The sequence below is a fragment of the Achromobacter kerstersii genome, assembly GCF_902859595.1.
In the GTDB taxonomy this organism is placed as follows: domain Bacteria; phylum Pseudomonadota; class Gammaproteobacteria; order Burkholderiales; family Burkholderiaceae_B; genus Achromobacter; species Achromobacter kerstersii.
In genome coordinates this window covers 461,750-480,106 of sequence record NZ_CADIJQ010000004.1, presented here as the reverse complement: position 1 = coordinate 480,106, position 18,357 = coordinate 461,750, and the positions used below count along the sequence as shown (strand labels likewise).

The 18,357-nt window shown below is 59.2% G+C and carries 13 protein-coding genes and 1 pseudogene; 3 read left to right on the top strand and 11 right to left on the bottom strand.

The features are described 5' to 3' along the window. Positions 1-275 precede the first annotated feature (275 nt). The 3 genes from HV765_RS15770 to HV765_RS15760 form a co-directional block, all read right to left on the bottom strand. Positions 276-1,232, bottom strand: a complete 957-nt coding sequence (locus HV765_RS15770; protein ID WP_054423354.1) for a LysR substrate-binding domain-containing protein — start codon at positions 1,230-1,232, stop codon at positions 276-278. A gap of 101 nt (positions 1,233-1,333) precedes the next feature. Next, positions 1,334-1,852, bottom strand: a complete 519-nt coding sequence (locus tag HV765_RS15765) for a RidA family protein (RefSeq protein ID WP_254600601.1) — start codon at positions 1,850-1,852, stop codon at positions 1,334-1,336. Between the two features lie 23 nt (positions 1,853-1,875). Beyond that, positions 1,876-3,333, bottom strand: coding sequence for a 2-hydroxymuconic semialdehyde dehydrogenase (locus HV765_RS15760; protein ID WP_175170289.1), 1,458 nt, complete (start codon positions 3,331-3,333; stop codon positions 1,876-1,878). 165 nt (positions 3,334-3,498) lie between these two features. On the opposite strand from HV765_RS15760, the gene HV765_RS15755 reads away from it, so the two are divergent. Next, positions 3,499-3,975 (top strand): MarR family winged helix-turn-helix transcriptional regulator, encoded by a 477-nt coding sequence (locus HV765_RS15755; protein ID WP_175170288.1) that lies wholly within the window; start codon positions 3,499-3,501, stop codon positions 3,973-3,975. A 358-nt stretch (positions 3,976-4,333) separates the two neighbouring features. Here HV765_RS15755 and HV765_RS15750 read toward each other — a convergent pair. The 3 genes and pseudogenes from HV765_RS15750 to groES all read right to left on the bottom strand — a co-directional run. Next, positions 4,334-5,200 (bottom strand): annotated as a pseudogene (locus HV765_RS15750) (YihY/virulence factor BrkB family protein); the annotation flags it as partial. A gap of 302 nt (positions 5,201-5,502) precedes the next feature. Then, positions 5,503-7,143, bottom strand: coding sequence for a chaperonin GroEL (gene groL, locus HV765_RS15745; RefSeq protein ID WP_054423092.1), 1,641 nt, complete (start codon positions 7,141-7,143; stop codon positions 5,503-5,505). Positions 7,144-7,180: 37 nt separating this feature from the next. After that, positions 7,181-7,468 (bottom strand): co-chaperone GroES, encoded by a 288-nt coding sequence (groES, locus tag HV765_RS15740; protein ID WP_054423089.1) that lies wholly within the window; start codon positions 7,466-7,468, stop codon positions 7,181-7,183. 563 nt (positions 7,469-8,031) lie between these two features. Between groES and HV765_RS32205 the strand changes: the two genes are divergently transcribed. Further along, on the top strand, positions 8,032-8,274 hold the full coding sequence (locus HV765_RS32205; RefSeq protein ID WP_420840121.1) for an H-NS histone family protein: 243 nt from the start codon (positions 8,032-8,034) through the stop codon (positions 8,272-8,274). Between the two features lie 107 nt (positions 8,275-8,381). Here HV765_RS32205 and HV765_RS15730 read toward each other — a convergent pair whose 3' ends face one another. From HV765_RS15730 to HV765_RS15710, 5 genes are all read right to left on the bottom strand, one after another. Further along, complete coding sequence (locus HV765_RS15730; RefSeq protein WP_175170286.1) at positions 8,382-8,708, bottom strand: hypothetical protein; 327 nt, start codon at positions 8,706-8,708, stop codon at positions 8,382-8,384. 476 nt (positions 8,709-9,184) lie between these two features. Continuing rightward, on the bottom strand, positions 9,185-9,598 hold the full coding sequence (locus HV765_RS15725; RefSeq protein WP_175170285.1) for a response regulator: 414 nt from the start codon (positions 9,596-9,598) through the stop codon (positions 9,185-9,187). 575 nt (positions 9,599-10,173) lie between these two features. Then, positions 10,174-10,485, bottom strand: coding sequence for a hypothetical protein (locus tag HV765_RS15720; protein WP_175170284.1), 312 nt, complete (start codon positions 10,483-10,485; stop codon positions 10,174-10,176). Positions 10,486-11,191: 706 nt separating this feature from the next. Beyond that, entirely contained in the window at positions 11,192-11,416 is a 225-nt protein-coding gene (locus tag HV765_RS15715) for an antitoxin MazE family protein (RefSeq protein ID WP_175170283.1), read from the bottom strand. A 619-nt stretch (positions 11,417-12,035) separates the two neighbouring features. Next, on the bottom strand, positions 12,036-13,196 hold the full coding sequence (locus tag HV765_RS15710; RefSeq protein WP_175170282.1) for an IS30 family transposase: 1,161 nt from the start codon (positions 13,194-13,196) through the stop codon (positions 12,036-12,038). A 449-nt stretch (positions 13,197-13,645) separates the two neighbouring features. On the opposite strand from HV765_RS15710, the gene HV765_RS15705 reads away from it, so the two are divergent. Continuing rightward, positions 13,646-18,352: an AAA domain-containing protein gene (locus tag HV765_RS15705; protein ID WP_175170281.1), complete on the top strand. Its 4,707-nt coding sequence runs from the start codon at positions 13,646-13,648 to the stop codon at positions 18,350-18,352. Positions 18,353-18,357 lie beyond the last annotated feature (5 nt).

Genomic DNA, 18,357 nt, shown 5'->3' with positions numbered 1-18,357 from the left:
GCACCGCCTCGAGCTTGAACTCCGCCGTAAAGGCACGCCGTTTTATCTTGGTCATGACTCACCTCCTAGGTTCAACCTATCTGGGTGTCCACCAAAATTAAACCACCACAGGCCGCGCGGGCGGCCTTGTGGGGCGTCGGCAGTGTCTTGCGTCGGGATGTTGTTGTGCGGGGGCGCTGCGTTGATCTCGTTGCTTTCGTAGGATGGGTGACGCGCGCGCGGTACGTCATCGGTGCCCTGATGGTGATCGCGCGTAACCCATCATCGGCATTGCCTTACGCGCGTTGTGCCGTGATGGTTTTTAGATATTCCACCAGCCTTTGGCAGGCGGGCGTCATCGGCCTGTCGGCTCGTATGGAATATCCTACGTCGCCGAAATCTCCGAATACCTCGGTGGGCAGGCGGGCTAATAGTCCCATCGACAGAAACTGCGCCGCGGCGTCGTACGGAATGAGTGCCAGCGCGTTGCTGTGCATCAGGATGCCGATGTTGGTCAGCAGGGATAGCGACTCGACGTGGCGGGTGGGCAGGCGCAGGCCGGCGTCGAAGAAGGTGCGTTCCACCGATGCGCGTAGCGGGGAGGTGGGGGCGGGCAAGATCCAGATGTGGTCGATCAGGTCGGCCAGTGAGATGTCTGGCGCGGTGGCCAAGGGGTGTTGGGCGCCGACGACCAGGCATAGCGATTCGCGGTAGAGCTTGTGGTGGTCGACGGCGACGCCGGAAATGGATGCCATGTCGGCGCCGGGCAGGCGGCCGACGACGATGTCGACGTCGCCTGTGGCGAGCGCGGGCAGGAGTTGGGCCGAGGGGCCTTCGCGGACCGTGACCTGAATGCCGGGGTGGTCGGTCATCAGGCGGGCGATGGCTTCGGGCAGCAGTTTGGCGGACGCGGCGATCAGGGTGCCGACGACGACGTGGCCGCTGGCGCCGCCCAGGACGGCGTCGATGTCGTCGGCCATGTAGCGCACTTCGGCCAGCATGGCGTGTACGCGGCGGCCCAGCACCAGCGCCAGTTCGGTGGGGGTGACGCCTCGGTTCGAGCGTTCGAAGAGCGTTGATCCGAAGAACGCTTCCAGGTCGTGGATGGCTTTGGTGACGGTGGGTTGGGTCAGGTGCAGTTCACTGGCCGCGCGCGATAACGAGCGGCGCGCCAGCACGCGTTCGAAGATCTGCAACTGGTGCAGTTTCAGCTTGTGGCTGAGCGCGTTGGGCGTGATGCGGAAGTTCGACATGCCTGCGGTCGCCCGGGCGGCGTGCCGCGAGCCATCGTCCTGTGCTTGGTGTGAACACGAAATGCCGTCGCCCATCATGCATGCGCCGCGTCGTCTTGTGGCTAACGCGCCAGCGGTTTGTAGGCGACCGCCTTGATCTCAATCAGCAATTGCGGGTGCGGCAACTGATGCACCGCGACGGTGGTGCGCGCCGGGCCATCGGCGTCGAAGAACTCGCCGTAGACGTGATTGTATCCACCGAAGTCGTTCATGTTGACCAGGAAAGTACTGATCTCGACGACGTCGGCCAGCGTGGCGCCGGCGGTGGCGAGGATGTCTTGGATGTTCTCGATGACGGCGCGGGTTTGCACGCGGATGTCGAGCGTGGTGGTGCCCATGGCGTCGACTTCAGCGCCCGCGATGCGGTTGTCGGGCAGGCGTGAGCTGGTGCCTGATACGAAGAGAAAATCACCGGCGCGTTTGATGTGCGGGTATTTGCCGCGGGGCGTGGCTTTGCCGGCGACGACGGTGGCGCTGGTGTTGGTGCTGGTGTTGGGGGTGGCGGTGGCGGTGGTATTGGCGACGGCGTCGGTATTGGCGTTGGCCTTGTTGCCGTCGGCGGTGGTATTGGGCTGGGTCATCGTGCGTTCCTTTGCGTGCGGGGTCAGAGCTTGATGCAGACGTTGGTGGGCTCGGTATAGAAATGCAGCGAGTGGCGGCCGCCTTCGCGTCCGATGCCTGATAGTCCGCTGCCGCCAAATGGGGTGCGCAGATCGCGCAGGAACCAGCAGTTCACCCAGGCGAGTCCGACTTTCATGGCTTGGGCCACGCGGTGTCCGCGCGTGAGGTTCTGCGTCCAGACGGCGGCGGCCAGGCCGTAGCGTGTGTCGTTGGCCAGGCGGATGGCTTCGTCTTCGGTGTCGAACGGGGCGATGTGGCAGACCGGGCCGAACACTTCTTCCTTGATGCAGCGCGCGTCTTCTTTCAGGCCGGTCCAGATGGTGGGCTGGACGTAGGCGCCCGCGTCGCGCGCGTCGCCAAACACCGGCACGCCGCCGCCCGCGACAACGGTTGCGCCTTCTTCGCGCGCCAACGCGAAGTACGACAGCACTTTCTCGCGATGCTCGCGCGACACCAGCGGGCCCATTTCCGTATCCGGGTCCATGGGCCAGCCGATGCGCATGTCACGGGCGCGCGCGGCCAGCGCGGCGACGAAGCGGTCGTATATAGGGCGTTCAACGTAAACGCGTTCGGTGCACAGACACACTTGCCCGCAGTTGGCGAAGACCGAGCGCGTGACGCCGTCCACCGCCGCATCGAAGTCGGCGTCGGCGAAGACCAGCGCGGCGTTTTTGCCGCCCAGCTCAAACGACACCGGCTTCACACCGGACGCGACCGCCCGCATGATGGTGGCGCCCGTGGCGGATTCGCCAGTGAACGTGATGCCGTCGATGTCTGGGTGCGAGGTGATGAATTCCCCCGCCGAGTCCGGCCCAAACCCGTGCGCCAGGTTCAGCACGCCAGCCGGCAGCCCGGTGTCGTTCGCCACTTCCGCCAGCAGCGTGGCCGTGCTGGGTGTGACTTCCGACGGCTTCATGATCACGGTGTTGCCGAATGCCAGCGCGGGCGCGACTTTCCACGTCAAGAGCAGCAGGGGCAGGTTCCAGGGCGAGATCACGCCGACCACGCCCAGCGGCTTGCGATAGGCGTAGTTCAGCGCCTGCCGGCCGTCGGGCGTGTCGGTCATGTAGCTTTCCATGTCCAGCGTGCGGGCCAGTTCCGCGAAGGCGCGGAAGTTGGCGGCGCCGCGTGGAATGTCGATCTTGCTGGCCCAGCTGACGGGCTTGCCGGTGTCGCCGATCTCGGCTTGCAGGAAGTCGTCGAAGCGGCGTGTGATGCCGTCGGCCAGCGCCAGCAGGTGATCGGTGCGGGCCGCCACTGACAGGCCCGCCCAGGCCGGCAGCGCGCGATGCGCGGCGGCGACGGCGCGGTTGACTTGATCGCGGCTGGCTTCGTGCACCTGGGCGATGCGTTGGCCGTCTACGGGGCTGTGTTTGTCGAAGGTGGACGCGCCGTCTTCAAAGCGGCCGTCGATGTAATTGCGCAGTTGGCGGATCGTCACGATCGGGCCCCTTGAATGGTGTTCGGGTCTGACGGGAATCAGGTAAAAATAAATACGTATACGTACTAATTGTTCGGATAATAGGCAGCGCGACCGCTCAAGTCAATGCGCATTTGCGAGCGGGGCAGCGCCTACAATCGCCAAGCGTCTTACCCTGGAAGCCCCATGAGCTCTACTGTCCGACCCGCCTCGCCCCGCGCGTTGAAGTCCTTCGATCTGACCCAAGTGGCCTCGCACCTGCTGCGCCGTGCGCACTTCCGTGCCGAAGCGCTGTTCGTGCAGGCGTTTCCGGACGAAGACCTGACGCCGCGCCAGAAAGCCCTGCTGATCACCGTGTATCAGAACCCCGGCGCCACGCAGAACCGCATCGCCGAGTTGATCGCGCTGGACCGCAATTCGTTTGCCGAGATGATGGCGCGCATGACGGCCAAGGGCTATGTGCGCCGCACGCGATCCGCCGAAGACGGGCGGGCGTATGCGCTGGAGATCACGGATGAGGGCGTGGCGCTGCTGGCGCGCATTCTGCCGCAGGATGCCGAAGTCGAGGCGCAGGTGCTGGCGCCGATTCCTGAAGAACTGCGGCCGGTGTTTTTGAAATGTCTGCGGCTGATGGCCGGCCTGGAATCGCAGGACGCGGGCTGAGCGGGGGTTACGCGCCGGGAGGACGATTCGAGGGGAGGGAAGAAGGAGCTGACGCGGGGGCTGACGCGGGAGCTGACGCGGGGGCTGACGCGGGGGCTGACGAAGGGGCTGACGCAGGAGCTGAGGCAGGAGCTGACGCGGGGGCTGACGCAGGACCTGACGACGGGGCTAACGAAGGGGCTGACGCAGAAGCTGACGCAGGGGCTGACGCAGGAGCTGACGCAGGCGCTGACGAAGGGGCTGACGCTGGCGCCGACGTAGGAGCTGACGTAGGAGCTGACGCAGGTGACTGCGTCGGGGCTGAAGAAGGCGACGGCGGTTTCGGCGTCGTCTCGGCTGCGGGCGGTTTACCCGCCTTGCCGAATCGCACCGCGAATTGCCGTGTAAACACCGCGCCAAAGAAAAAGATCTGCGCGGAATAGTAGATCCACAGCAGCAGCGCAATCAGCGATCCCGCCGCGCCATAGGCCGACACGGCGGCACCCCGGCTCAGATACAGGCCGATCCCCCACTTGCCCACCAGGAACAGTGCGGCCGTCACCATGGCGCCCGGAATCACGTCGGGCCAAGAGATCTTGGCGCTGGGCAATAGCTTGAAGATCACGGCGAAGAGCGCGACCACAATGGAAAAGGAAAACAAGGTCGACAGCCAGTCCGCCACCGTCGCGAAGGTGGAGGCCATCCACAAGTCGCCATAGTATTTGCTGGCCGCGCCCAGTGCAGCGTTGACGGTCAGCGACACCAGCAGGAACAGCGCCAGCACCAGCACCAATCCAAACGACAGCATCCGGCTGCGCACCATGCCCTGAATGCCGCCTTTCTGGTTGGCGGGCACATCCCACAAATCATCCAGGCTGGCCTTGAGTTCGGCAAAGGCCGTGGTGGCGCTGAAGATCAGCACAAAAATGGAAATCAGCGCGGCAATCCAGCCGCCGCCGGATTCATGCGCGCTGGCCAACACCGTCTGGATGACTTCCGCGCCGCGTTCGCCCGTCAGGTCGCGCAATTGCGTGAACAGTTCCGACCGCACGGCCTCTTCGCCAAAGAACGCGCCGGCCACGGCAATCACCAGGATCAGCATGGGCGCCAGCGAAAACACCATATACAACGCCAGCGCAGCGCCTTTGCTGGACGCGCGGTGGCTGGACCACTGGTTGGCGGAATCCATCAACAGTCCGCCGATCTGAGACGGACGCAGGGCGCGCAGGCTGTGGGGAAGTCGCATAAGGCAGGGCGGCTTGGGGCTGGGAAGCCTTCATTGTAGGGACGCATGCGCGCGGGCGAAACCGCCAGTTTGTGCGCAAACGTGTTCGCAAGTCACTGAAGCAACAAGGTCTGCCTCATCAACGAGGTCAGCCTCATCAATAAGCCCTGCCTAATCAACAAGGCCTGCCCAATCAACAAGGCCTGCCTAATCAACAAGCGCCGCCACAAAAAGAAAAACCCCCGGGGCGAAGGTCCGGGGGTCTTTCGGGATACTGCATTCCCCGGCGTAGCGCCGGGGAGGCCTTGCAAGGGAAGCGGGACTTAGAAGTCCATGCCGCCCATGCCGCCCATGCCACCCGGCATGGCCGGGGCAGCGGGCTTGTCTTCGGCCAGTTCGACCACGGCGGCTTCAGCCGTCAGCAGCAGGCTGGCGACGGAGGCAGCGTTTTGCAGGGCGGTACGGGTCACCTTGGTGGGGTCCAGAACGCCTTGCTCAACCAGGTCGGTGTACTCGCCGGTTGCAGCGTTGTAGCCGTAGTTGCCCTTGCCTTGCAGCACGTTGCTGACCACGACGCTGGCTTCTTCGCCGGCGTTCGTGACGATGGTGCGCAGCGGCTCTTCCACAGCACGCAGGATCAGCTTGATACCGGCGTTCTGGTCAGGCGTGTCGCCCTTCAGGTCAGCGATGGCTTGCTTGGCGCGCAGCAGTGCAACACCGCCACCAGCCACAACGCCTTCTTCCACTGCAGCGCGGGTAGCGTGCAGGGCGTCTTCGACGCGAGCCTTCTTTTCCTTCATTTCGACTTCGGTGGCAGCGCCAACGCGAATCACGGCAACGCCGCCGGCCAGCTTGGCCACGCGTTCTTGCAGCTTTTCACGGTCGTAGTCGGACGTGGCTTCTTCGATCTGGATGCGAACTTGCTTGACGCGAGCTTCGATCGACTTGCTGTCGCCAGCGCCGTCGATGATCGTCGTGTTTTCCTTGCCCACTTCGATGCGCTTGGCTTGGCCCAGTTCAGCCAGGCCGGCCTTTTCCAGCGACATGCCGGTTTCTTCGGAGATCACGGTGCCGCCTGTCAGGATGGCGATGTCTTCCAGCATGGCCTTGCGGCGGTCGCCGAAGCCCGGAGCCTTGACGGCGGTGGTCTTCAGGATGCCACGGATGTTGTTCACAACCAGGGTGGCCAGCGCTTCGCCTTCGACGTCTTCTGCAATGATCAGCAGCGGACGGCTCGACTTGGCAACTTGCTCCAGCACGGGCAGCAGGTCACGGATGTTGCTGATCTTCTTGTCGAAAATCAGGACAAACGGATCTTCCAGCACGGCAACTTGCTTTTCCGGGCTGTTGATGAAGTAGGGCGACAGGTAGCCGCGGTCGAATTGCATACCTTCGACGACGTCCAGCTCGTTTTCCAGCGACTTGCCGTCTTCGACGGTGATGACGCCTTCCTTGCCAACCTTGTCCATCGCGTCAGCGATGATCTGGCCGATGGAGGCATCGCTGTTGGCCGAGATCGAGCCGACTTGAGCGATTTCCTTGCTGGTCGTGACCGGCTTGGATTGCTTCTTCAGTTCGGCGACGGCGGCGGCGACAGCCTTGTCGATACCGCGCTTCAGGTCGATCGGGTTGAAACCGGCGGCAACGTACTTCAGGCCTTCCATGACGATGGCTTGAGCCAGCACGGTGGCGGTCGTGGTGCCGTCACCGGCGTTGTCGGAGGTCTTGGAAGCAACGTCCTTGACCAGTTGTGCGCCGATGTTCTCGAACTTGTCCTTCAGTTCGATTTCCTTGGCGACGGACACGCCGTCCTTGGTCACGGTCGGGGCGCCGAACGAGCGCTCCAGCACGACGTTGCGACCCTTGGGGCCCAGGGTGGTCTTAACAGCGTTGGCGAGAACATTCACGCCGCGGACGATGCGCACGCGGGCGTCGTCACCGAACAATACTTGCTTGGCAGCCATTTCTTAGCTTCCTTCGAAAATTCGTTTGAGGCGGGGTTTACAGAACCACGGCGAGGATTTCGTCCTCGCGGATGACGAGCAGTTCTTCGCCATCAACCTTCACGGACTGGCCGGCGTACTTGCCGAACAGAACCTTGTCGCCAGCCTTCAGGTCGACCGGCAGAATCTTGCCTTCTTCGGTCTTCTTGCCGGGGCCGACGGCCACGACTTCGCCTTGATCAGGCTTTTCTGCGGCGCTGTCGGGGATGACGATACCCGAGGCAGTCTTGCGCTCGTTTTCGAGGCGTTTGACGATCACGCGATCGCCCAGGGGACGCAAGGCCATGAGGAACTCCTGTTTGCTTAAAAAGTGAATGATCAGTTAGCCCCGGGAGGGCTGTTAGCACTCACCGGTGTCGAGTGCTAATTATAGGGATGATGTTCCGGGGTTCAAGGGGGGGAGGCTGCGCTGTTACATTTTTAGGTGGGTCAGGCGATAACGGCGTATCGGGGACGCACCCCCTGTCGAAATTCATCTAGTGTCGGAATTCATTAAGTGTGAAATCAAATTCTCCTACCCTGAAATGGTCAACCCTGCAACTTCAAGCACTTAGCGAATCTGTGCTGTCCCTTTTTATGTTTGAGCCATCGGTTTTGAAGGCCCTGTACTTCGGAGGTCTGCTGTCGATCGCGGACGCTGCCTACGCTGATTCACTAAGAATGAAATGGCGTTTAGCGCAAAATCAAGGGGTTAGGGCAATAAAATTCACATGAACTATAAGTTGTGGCTCAACGTCGCTTGGGGTTGAGGTGAAAGGACTGTCTGCTGAAATCGGTCAATTGGAGCTGCGCATACACGCTCTGCGTGCGAAGAGGAGAGCGTTAGCTGTCCGCGAGATTGTTCGTTGGATGCATCAGTCCCAAATCATGCCGGATGAGATAACGGCTGCCTATCTGCCACTTTCGCCAACATCTTCGAATGCTCCGGCGGTGCGCTTGGATGGGCGATCTAGAGTGGCGCCGAAGTACCGAGATCCTGAGACGGGTCAAACATGGGCAGGGCGAGGCGTCATTCCAAGTTGGCTCGCGGCGGCTGAGTTGGGCGGCCGCAATCCACAGCACTTTTTCGTCGAACCGCCCACCCGACATTAGCCCCGGACGTATGCCCAGGTCGTTTCGAACAAGGAGCCCATAGGGGGCAGGACAGATGGGGCTTTGCGTTTCTCGCTGCCGCCGCAAGCGCAGACCTGACTGCGAGCTTATTGGTCAGCCTCGCGGCTGGCCGCTGCCGCGCCTTTTAAAAGCGCGGTCATATTTGTGGTCTTGACTTGGATGACGGGGCCTGGCGCCGTTGAGTACCGAATGTCTACCCAGTTGCACTCAGCGATACGACGGAAATGGTCTTCAATGGTTGTCAGTTCGACGTCGATGCCCACGGTTACCAGCACCCACAAAGAGGTGCCGCCTCGCGCAGGCAGGTCTTCTAAGGCCAAGGCGAACAGTAACGCCGCCGTATCCGCTCGCAAGTCTTGATGCGCGACAAAAAACACCTGGATCAGCCGGTTGGGAGTCGCCTCCCAGCCCAAGAAATTCTCTTCATGGGAAATGCCTTCTGGGCATCTGGAACATATGCCGTTTACAGTCCCCAGATCTCCAACCAACTCCACCAGAAATTTTGTTGTGCGAGGGGCGGTGTGGCCCGTGTGCTCTGGCTCCAATTCGTAGCGGTGAGGGATACGCGACGTAAGCCCTGCGTCTGCCTTCCGGTCTCCTGATTGGCCTGATGACCGGAGTCTATCGGCCGAGTGTATATCCGCTCGAGTAAAAAGCCCTCGGTTGCTTTGGCCAAGCCCATAGCGCGGTGAGGAATCGATGACCTCTACCCGCTTCTCATACAACAAAGCCCCGATACGGAGTTCCGTTTGGGGCTTTTGCGTTACAGCTATAGAAGACGGCGACAGCCGGAGAATCGCGAGTTCCCCGACTGACAGCCGGAACCCGGAGTAAGCCGTGATCGAACCAAGGCCGTCCCACCTGTACAGGCGGCGGCCAGTTTGCTGGTTCAGAGTTGGTCGGGCCAATAGCTGGCGGGGCGAACTTTGGCTTTTGATGCGCCTTTAGATGGAATCGGGCTTTCCTGAAATACAGGCTTGAATTGCTCAAGGTGCGCGGGTTTGGCGAGCCAAGCGTCCACGCCCGGCGGTAAATATCCGGAGTCGGATCTGGGGACGGTCCCGCTGAATACGATGATGCGGGCGAGTCCGCGTAGGGTCTTTAGATCGGAAGCGAGGTCAAGGCCGGATGCATCAGACAGCTCGACATCCAGCAAAATCGCATCGGGCGAAAATTCGGCAACCTCGCGAAGTGCAGCGGCACCGTTGTGCGCGATCTGGACGGTGACGTCGCCATCCACCATCAAGCATTCGGCCGTCAGCTCGGCGGTATCCGAATCATCGTCAACGATAAGTACACGCATAGAGCCACCCGATTTAGGCAATTGAAATGTCCAAGCTGCGGCCCAATTCTCAAAATGCAGGCTCCATCGGTTCCAGCTTTGAACTGTGCGCCAGATCCAGTAGGCGGTCAACCTGTGGGTTGTAGATGCCCAGGCGGCGCGCGTCGGGGTACATCTGCAAGGCAGCCCCAAGGCATTTTGCTGCGTTGGCTTGCAGGTCGTTTTAGCCTTCGCTTACCGATGCACCTTCAGGTAGGTCCGGGTACTGAAGCAGGTTTGTGCCGTTCGTGTCCGGCGTTAGGGTGTCATGCGGGTCGACGGGAGGATCAGATGGCGCACGGAACAAACGAATGCAGGAGGCTCGTGGGCATCGGCGGAGGGTTCAGTTGCAACTCCTGAAACTCAGAGTCGAGGGCGAACAGGAATACGGCGGCAAGTGTGATCGAACGATCCATGTTGTAGATCGAGCCGTTCAACACCGACGTGAAACCCCAGCGATTCGTCGCCTTGGCAAAGAATGAAGACGCCGCCCCGGGGCGGTAGCTCGGCTTAACGCCGAACGTCAGCCTTACCGTCGACTCGCACCAAACACCAGATCAACGGAAGGTTCGGCCCAGCTTTCCGGTCTTCGTCAAAATGCCAGACCGCCGTAACGCCGCCAGAGTCTCTTCTGTGCCGATGTCATATGGATTGTGGGTGGGAACCTGAATTTGAAGGACTTTTATCCGAACAGGCATACGAACCGCGCGCGCGGCTGTACTCTCTGCTGACCTGGGTGCTTCTGCCCGGTCGTTTGGAAGTTTCGCGACCTTCGACAAAGTGGACTTAGCAATGGTCGAGTAACGAACGACCATCTTCATGCCGGGCGTGGAATTAATTTTCTTTCTCATAAGCAGTCCCATCGACATGAATCGCATCCACAATGGCGACGAATCGGACAAAGACGGTATGGTCTCCGGCGTCTTCGTTCCCAGAATATACCTTGCGCCGACAGGGCACGTCCTCTCTCAACGTCGCAGCAAACTTGGTACTGAGCCAGCGCTTACGAGTGAGCTGCTCCGCTTTACCTAAGCAACGGTACAGGACCGGAGATGCCCCTGAAACCGGGATGCATCCAGGCTTTGAACCGACTACCCTGGCCAACCACAAACGGCTCAGCGGTTGTACGGCATGCATTGAGGTCACGACCAGTCAGGGATGTCCCCCGCGAATATAGACAACTGACCGTTACGCCCTCATCGGTCAAGTCCAACCCGACCCCGAGCAAAGACGCCCACCATCCTCGGAGCGAGTTGCAGCGTCGGTTAACCTCGCCAAACTCCACCCTTATTGTTTGGGGAGCTATAGCGGACGCGTCAAGCGGTCAACGCTTCAAATCGCCATTCTCAATAAGCCGCTCCCGAATGTTGACATACCCGATCAACGAAGCGAACACTGCGACCCCAACGACGGCAGCAATAAAGGCGATGCTCATGAGTACATCTAGAAGTAGATGCGCGCGCGCACGTTGCGGGCACAACTCAAGATGTTAACAGTCACGGTTACCGATTGCTAACAACAAGAGCTTGAGGCGACAGGCTGGGCCAGGTGCCACGCCCATACTCTCATACGCCATCATTCCATCCAGCCATCCACTTCGGCAACGGCCTCGTCCATCAGGCGTTCTAATTGCTCGTCCGCCTTGTCCGACTCGGCTACCGCAAGGCTTTGGCTGCGGCATTCCTCGGCAAACCCTGGTCGCCGGGTGTCAGGCACCCAGATTTGCACAGGGCGCAACCCCGCCCTGCGTAGCGCATCCCTGTGCTTTTGCACTCGGGCGTTGGTGATTGATGCCCCCATGATTAGCCTCGTGGTCGCGTACATGCAGTTTTACGCTGTGCTGATGTTACATGCAACGCGATTCCAGGCTTAATAAATTTCAACACCTGCATGCGCCACAGCCACCGATTTTTCGCCAACTCCAGCCCGTTCCGGATAGAACATTGCACGAACGAGGAAATTCATTGTTGTCATGCTGGTTCGCAACAGGCGACCTTTTGTATAAATCCATCCCCGCCTGCTTTCCGACGTTGAAGAAAGGCGAACTTCGCGCGAACAAGATTTGGGCGCTCGCCCCTCGAAACAAAAAGGCGAACTTTATTCTCAGCGCTCATACCCTGAGGGGCGGGAATATAGTTCGCCTTTTGGCTTTTTTGGGGAACACCTGCTATTGCTCGGACATCTTCTCTTATTCTGTGCGGATGGACGGCCTGCGGGTTGAAGAAAGGCGAACTGCACAATAAACGCAACTAAATTAGCTCGACAGTCTAAGCCGGCAGATTTGAGATATGCCCGTACGGGCATTGGTGAGGAGACATGGACGTCTCGAGGGACTCGGCTATTGGAAAATGTCGGAGTAGGAAGCGCAGTGCTTCGTATGGAAGACTCCTGTGGCAAGTGGCCGCTTTCGGCTGTGTATTCAACCGGTCGTTGCAACAGCTTGGTTAAATCGCTCGGCCGGCGTTTCGTAGCCCAGAGTCTTTCGCGGACGCTCGTTCAAGCATCTAGCAATAGCATCTAGTCTGTTCTGCGAGTAGTCGCTGAGGTCGAGGCCCTTGGGAAGATATTGCCTGAGGAGGCAATTGGTATTTTCGTTGGTTCCACGCTGCCAGGGACTCTGTGGATCGCAAAAGAACACTTGTATATCTGTGGCTAGAGTGAACCGGCTATGCGCAGCCATTTCCTTTCCTCGGTCCCACGTCAGAGATTTGTATAGCTCATGAGGCAACCTCCGAGCATGCCTGATCAGCGCATTGACGACCGTTTCGGTGTCCTTCGCCGCCACCTTGATCAGCATGAGGTAGCGCGTCTGCCTTTCGACCAGCGTGGCGATCTGACTATTACAACTTCCGAAGAGCAGGTCGCCTTCCCAATGGCCTGGTACGGCTCGATCCTCCGCTGAGGCCGGGCGCTCGCTTATCGAGATCGCATTTACGATCCGCCCATGGTCATCCGTCTTTTGCGTATGGTGGCCAGATCGGCGCATGGCTCGGGTACGTCGAAGATGCGCTACGAGCTCCTTTTTCAAGGCTCCGCGCGCTTGGATAAAGAGGGTCCGATAAATGGTCTCGTGCGACACTTGGCAGGCCTCGTCCCCACAATAGGCGCGTTTCAGCCAACCGGCGATTTGCTCTGGCGACCATTGCAAAGCCAACTTTTCCGCCACTAACTGCGCCAAACGCCAATTGTCTGCTAGTTTGCAGGGCTTTGGGCGACGCGCCCTGTCCCACGTCGCTTGATCGGCCTGGCTGGCGCGGTATTCCGACTGCCCTCCATTGCACTTGATCTCTCTGCTGATTGTTGAGGGCGCACGCCTGAGCCCTATGGCAATGGAGCGAATCGATTGACCGCGGACCAGGCCTCGAGAAATTTCTTCCCGCTCTGCCAAAGACAACGCTAGGCAAGATCGACAGCGCGGCGCGGGTTGAATACCGCCCGTCTCAGCAAGAATCCTCTGAATTGACGAATGATTTCGGTCAAATAGTTGAGCAATCTGCTGAAGCGAGTCACCCTTTCGCCAGCGCTCCCACATCACGAGCTTCTGACTTTCGGTGTAGTAGATTCGAGGTCTCTGCTTCATTTGCAACACCTCTTCGGCTTGCGCAGTCTCTAGTGTGTTGCAACGACCGGTTGAATGCACAGCCAAGACCTGACCTTAGACGCGTCTGTGTGAAAGCCGTATAAGGCTGCGTGTTGCCGGTCAGGCTCGAGGATTGATGGAGGGGAGATTCAGATACCGAAAAAGGCCATTGTTTAACGGCCCTGCGGAGTCGCCGCCCCATTCGGTCACTCGTCGTTCTGCTCGTAGGCCAATAGTTGATGACTCTGGGGCGCTTGTATGCGCGCGGGGGGGTACTGGCAACTAAGGCGCTCGGCCTTTCTTGCCCACCGGTGGCGGAGGCTTTACCACGAGTTCGAGGCGCATGGACGCAGAGTCCATTTTAGATGCATTTTACTTACTATAAGTATCATGTATTAACATTGGGGGGGCTTCGTCGATCGAGCGAACAATCAATCCGGAGAGAGGCAATGGCCTGCAAAGTCAGGTATCTCAATAGCGCAGGTATCATGCCTCGCGAAATCAAGGGCATCGATGCCTTATCTAAAGCATTTCCGCCGAGCTGGCTTCTTTACGTATCCTTGAACTGTTTTCCTCGTAATCAATCTCCAATGGAGATTGATGCGGTCGTGGTTATGGACGACCTCATTCTTCTCCTTGAGATCAAGGACTGGAATGGCAAGCTCACTTGCAAAGGTGACCGTTGGTTCGTTGACAAGGCCCCTCGCAAGCGATCTGCAGCCATCCTTGTCGATGAAAAGGCTAAGAAGCTCAAGTCTGTAATTCAAGGGCAGAGCGCGCTCGCCGGGGCATTTTATGTGGACTCGCGCGTCGTCTTCACGGGTACCGCCAATGCGGAGCACCTTCCGCCGGATGAGCAGGCGCGATGCTTAAGCCTCACGCAGGCAATTGCTATCGGTGATCCTGCAAAGCGCCATTTGTATGTTAAGCGCGGCAAGGTGTCGCTTACTAAGGCATGCAGTCTCGAGGCGGAATTCGACAGGATCTTCAACAACACGCAGCTTTTCCAGCGTCTCGAGTCAGACTGGGCGGGCTACACGGTAACGGAGAAGGACATCTTCGTGCACCCGAAGCAGGTCTGGCGCGACCACTTAGCTGAACGAAGCGACGAGAAGCGTCTGAAGGCGATGGTGCGAACTTGGTCGTTCAACAATCTGCCAGTCGGCCTAAATAGCTCGGAGATGCGCAAGGTTGTTGCCATGCGCGAGACAAACGCGTTTGCCTATCTGCAAGACATCGGCAGCGAACTTGTTAGTCGTCAGCGCGTGCTTCGGGAGGTCGCCACCCCTGACGAGGAGATTTCGACCGAACATTTTGAAGTACGCCAAATTGCGCCAGGCTGGTATCCGCTCGACCAATACATCGTGCGCAACGCGGACATGCTGAGTATTTCGGATCGCATCACCATAGTTACAAGCTTGCTGAGCATGGTTGCAGAGCTCCACAGGGTCAATGTGACTCACCGAGACATCGGTCCTCGGTCAATTTGGGTAGGCGGCCAATGCGACCTAGCGCTGACCGGCTTCATGTCCTGCCAGCTGCCGGACAAGACGACGATGATGGACTGGCTGAAGGACTTGCGGGGCTACGCGGGGTTCTTACCAGAAGACGCCAGTGGCAGCCCCAGCACCGGTCGGCAGAGGGACGTCTACAGCTGCGCCCACCTCGCCTCCCACGTACTCACCGGGATGGTTCCAAATGCTCTAGACATCGAGTCAACTGTCGCAGCGCTGCCGCCGGAGCTCAAGAATCTTGACAACTGGGTGCGAAGAGGGCTGGCCTCCGACCCCCTATCTCGATATGCGAGCGCGGCAGAGTTGATGGACGAGTTTGCAGTCGTTGTCGAAGCCGGGCCGGTTGGTGGGTTTGATGCGACCCTGCTCGACCGGTTTGAGACTATTGACGTCCCATATGTCCGGTGGCCGCTGTCCAGCGTCGTCTCATCCTCGAACCAGAAACAGGTTTACACGCATACTGACGGAGCCGAGACCATTATGGTCAAGGTCTGGATGTCATGGTTGCGCGGCCGTTCCGTACAGAGCGACTGCGCGCTGCTGAAGTTGCTGTTGAGCGTTGATCAGCTGATTGACGCCCCCCTCAGGGGGCTCCCGCGATTTGTTTCGAGAGGTCTTTCCCCCCTGGGCGCCTTCGTTGTTTATGAACGCAGCGAGGGGACGCCTTTGGCAGAGCTCAGGTCACTAAGTGAGAACATCGGATTGCACCTCGCCGCCGATCTGCTGCGCACTGTCACTTCTTTACACGAGCGCGGCTGTGAGCACGGAGACATCTCTCCGTCCAATGTGCTGGTGAACATCGACGATCGAACGGTCTGCCTTATTGATCCGTTTGACATCTCGCCGATCGGCGACGGGTCAGCAAGAACGCCGTCGATGCTTCCTGAAAACTGGGAGGTGCTGCCGCAAGCAGCGATCGACCGCTTTGCTGCCTTGAAGGCAGCCCAGATGCTGCTTGCACTGGATCCGGGCGATGCCGCTCAGGCGATTCGGTCAGAGCTTGACGCCGAACTTAAGAAGCCGGTTGTTGAGTCTCTTCAATATACTTTGGCGAAGGTGTCGCAAGCCGTGGACGCGCTAACGGCGGCTAAGGTGATCGAGTTTCATCTTAAGACCGAGCATCCTACCTATGGTTTCTTGCAGGTTGACAAGCTGTATGTACGGCGCTACGTCGATCAGTCGGGGATGGTCACGTTCGATCTTACGACTGAAAAAGCTCAGTTGATCTTGAAGGGAACCGGAAACGAACTGCAACAGCACTTTTTCAGGAAGACCTTCTTCACGAGCCTTGAGCGCGAGTCGCGCTCGGCGCATAGTGACCTCCCCATTAGACTAACGGTTGAAGATGAGGGCAGCGGCGGATTTGAAGAACTCTACGTCTACCTCTGCAGCCATGAGCGATTCACTACGCTTTGCGCCGAGCTGGATCGCCCGGCACCTCCTGCGCAGTTCGAAGTGACCTGGCACTGGACGAAGTTGCTCGAAATCGAAGAGGAATCTCGCGTCGAGATCGCCGTCAACGAAGTCATAGCTCAAAAGGGCCAGACCTTAATGCTGGCTTACGAGAACCTAGGACGGGATTTCGACTTCGATGAGGAAGACTCCATCGACGTGTACGCCGGCAATCGCAAGATTGGCTATGTCGACCTAGCTTCGAGCTCGTTCCCGAGCGTCATTGGAATCGTGTGCGACCGCGGAAATATCTCGGAGGGAGATCGCCTCCGTTTGGCAGAACGCCGAGAGCACACCTCGATGGAGCGACGCTCACGGGCCGTCCGTCGCATCCTAGACGGCCGTTCGGTTATCGGCGAACTGGTGGAGTACTTCGATCCGCATAAGAACGTCCCACCGAAGTCTTTCGACCTTTCTATCGACGATGATCAGCTTGCGGCCTATGGGCTCAATGCGGGCCAGCAACACGCGTTCCGGCACCTTCTCTCTTCGGGGCCGGTAGGCCTGCTTCAGGGCCCCCCAGGAACCGGCAAGACCCGATTTATAGCTTCTTTCGTCCACTGGCTAATCTCAAAGGGAGGCGGCCAGCGTGTTCTAATTGCAAGTCAATCGCATGAGGCTGTCAACAATGCAATTGAGTCCTTGCTCCGCCTGCACAAGGAGCGCGGCGAGACGCGGCCCAGTCTTTTGCGCATCGGCTCCAAAGGCATCACAGACCGCATCCGCCCCTTTCTCACATCTGAACTGAGGGAAAGCTACCGAGTCAAGTTTGATGCCGCCGCCAAGAATAGGTATGGCCAACTCACGAGGGCGCTCGGCGTCGATCGGGCTTTTGCGTCCGAGCTGTTCGACATAGACAAGAAGGTAGGGTCTCTCGCACGGCGCTTGAGCACAGTGAATGAGGCACTGGATGAGGAAGAAGGACAACTGGCCGTTGATCGCGAGCGCAACCGCGTGCAGCGAGCAAGAGTCCGGGATGCCTTCGAGGTGGCGTTCAAGGCCGTAGCCGGGCAAGGAATCGACGACGTGTCGCCGCTTCAGGCTTACGACCTGCTTGTCGACGCGCTGATCCAGAGACATCCAAACGTTTCTCCGGCTGACGCAAGCTCGGCTCAACGTGCCTTGAAACTGACCAACGACTGGCTGGCTTCGCTCGGATCCCCGGGGCGGAACTTCGAAGAATTCTTAGCCAAAACGCGCAGCATTGTATCTGCGACCTGCGTCGGTGTCGGACAGACACGCATCAAGATTGAGACGCAGGTGTTCGACTGGGTAATCGTTGACGAAGCGGCCCGGTGCACGCCTGGTGAGTTGGCGGTGCCTATCCAAATGGCCAAGCGTATCCTCCTAGTCGGCGATCATCTCCAACTGCTGCCGATGATGGATGATCAAATGCTCAGCGACCTCACGGACGTCGAACCGAACATTTCGTCCGAGGAACTCCAGCGCAGCGACTTCGAACGCGCCTTTACATCAACTTATGGCCAGGCCATCGGCGTGCGTTTAACCGAGCAATACCGCATGGACAGTGCCATCTGCGACTTGGTTTCGGAGTGCTTCTACGAGCAAAGCAACATCCGGTTGGCAACCTCCAAGGCGCGAAAGTCGGCACTGCAGCCGGCCGACTTCGGACTGTCCTGGTTGTCCAAGCCCCTCGTCTGGGTGGATGCTAGTAACGCGAACATGAACTCCGAGTTCCGTCCGGAAGGCGAGACTACTATTCACAATCGCAGCGAAGTTGACGCCGTCATCGCGGTGCTTGAGAGGTTGGCGGCGGACAGGGTCTTGATCACGGCGCTGGTAAAACTTGATGATGAAACACCAATCGGTGTCATCTGCACGTATGCAGGGCAAAAGCGGCAGATTGAACAGGCATGGTCGCGCCGTCCTTTCGATTCGAAGTTCAAGCGCTTGGTGCGCATCGACACGGTCGACTCTTACCAAGGAAAGGAAAACGCCATTGTTATCCTTTCCTTGGTGCGCAGCAACCCCAACGGCGCCCCAGGGCACGTGGGAATCCCGAACCGCTGCAACGTGGCTGTTTCGCGCGCTCAGGAACGACTAATCATTGTTGGCGACGCGGATATGTGGGGTCGTAGAGTTGGAACGAAATCACCTATGCGCAGAGTGTTTGAACACATGAAGAGCAATCCGGGCCACGCCACCTTCCTCAACGCTTCGGAGGTCTGATAAGT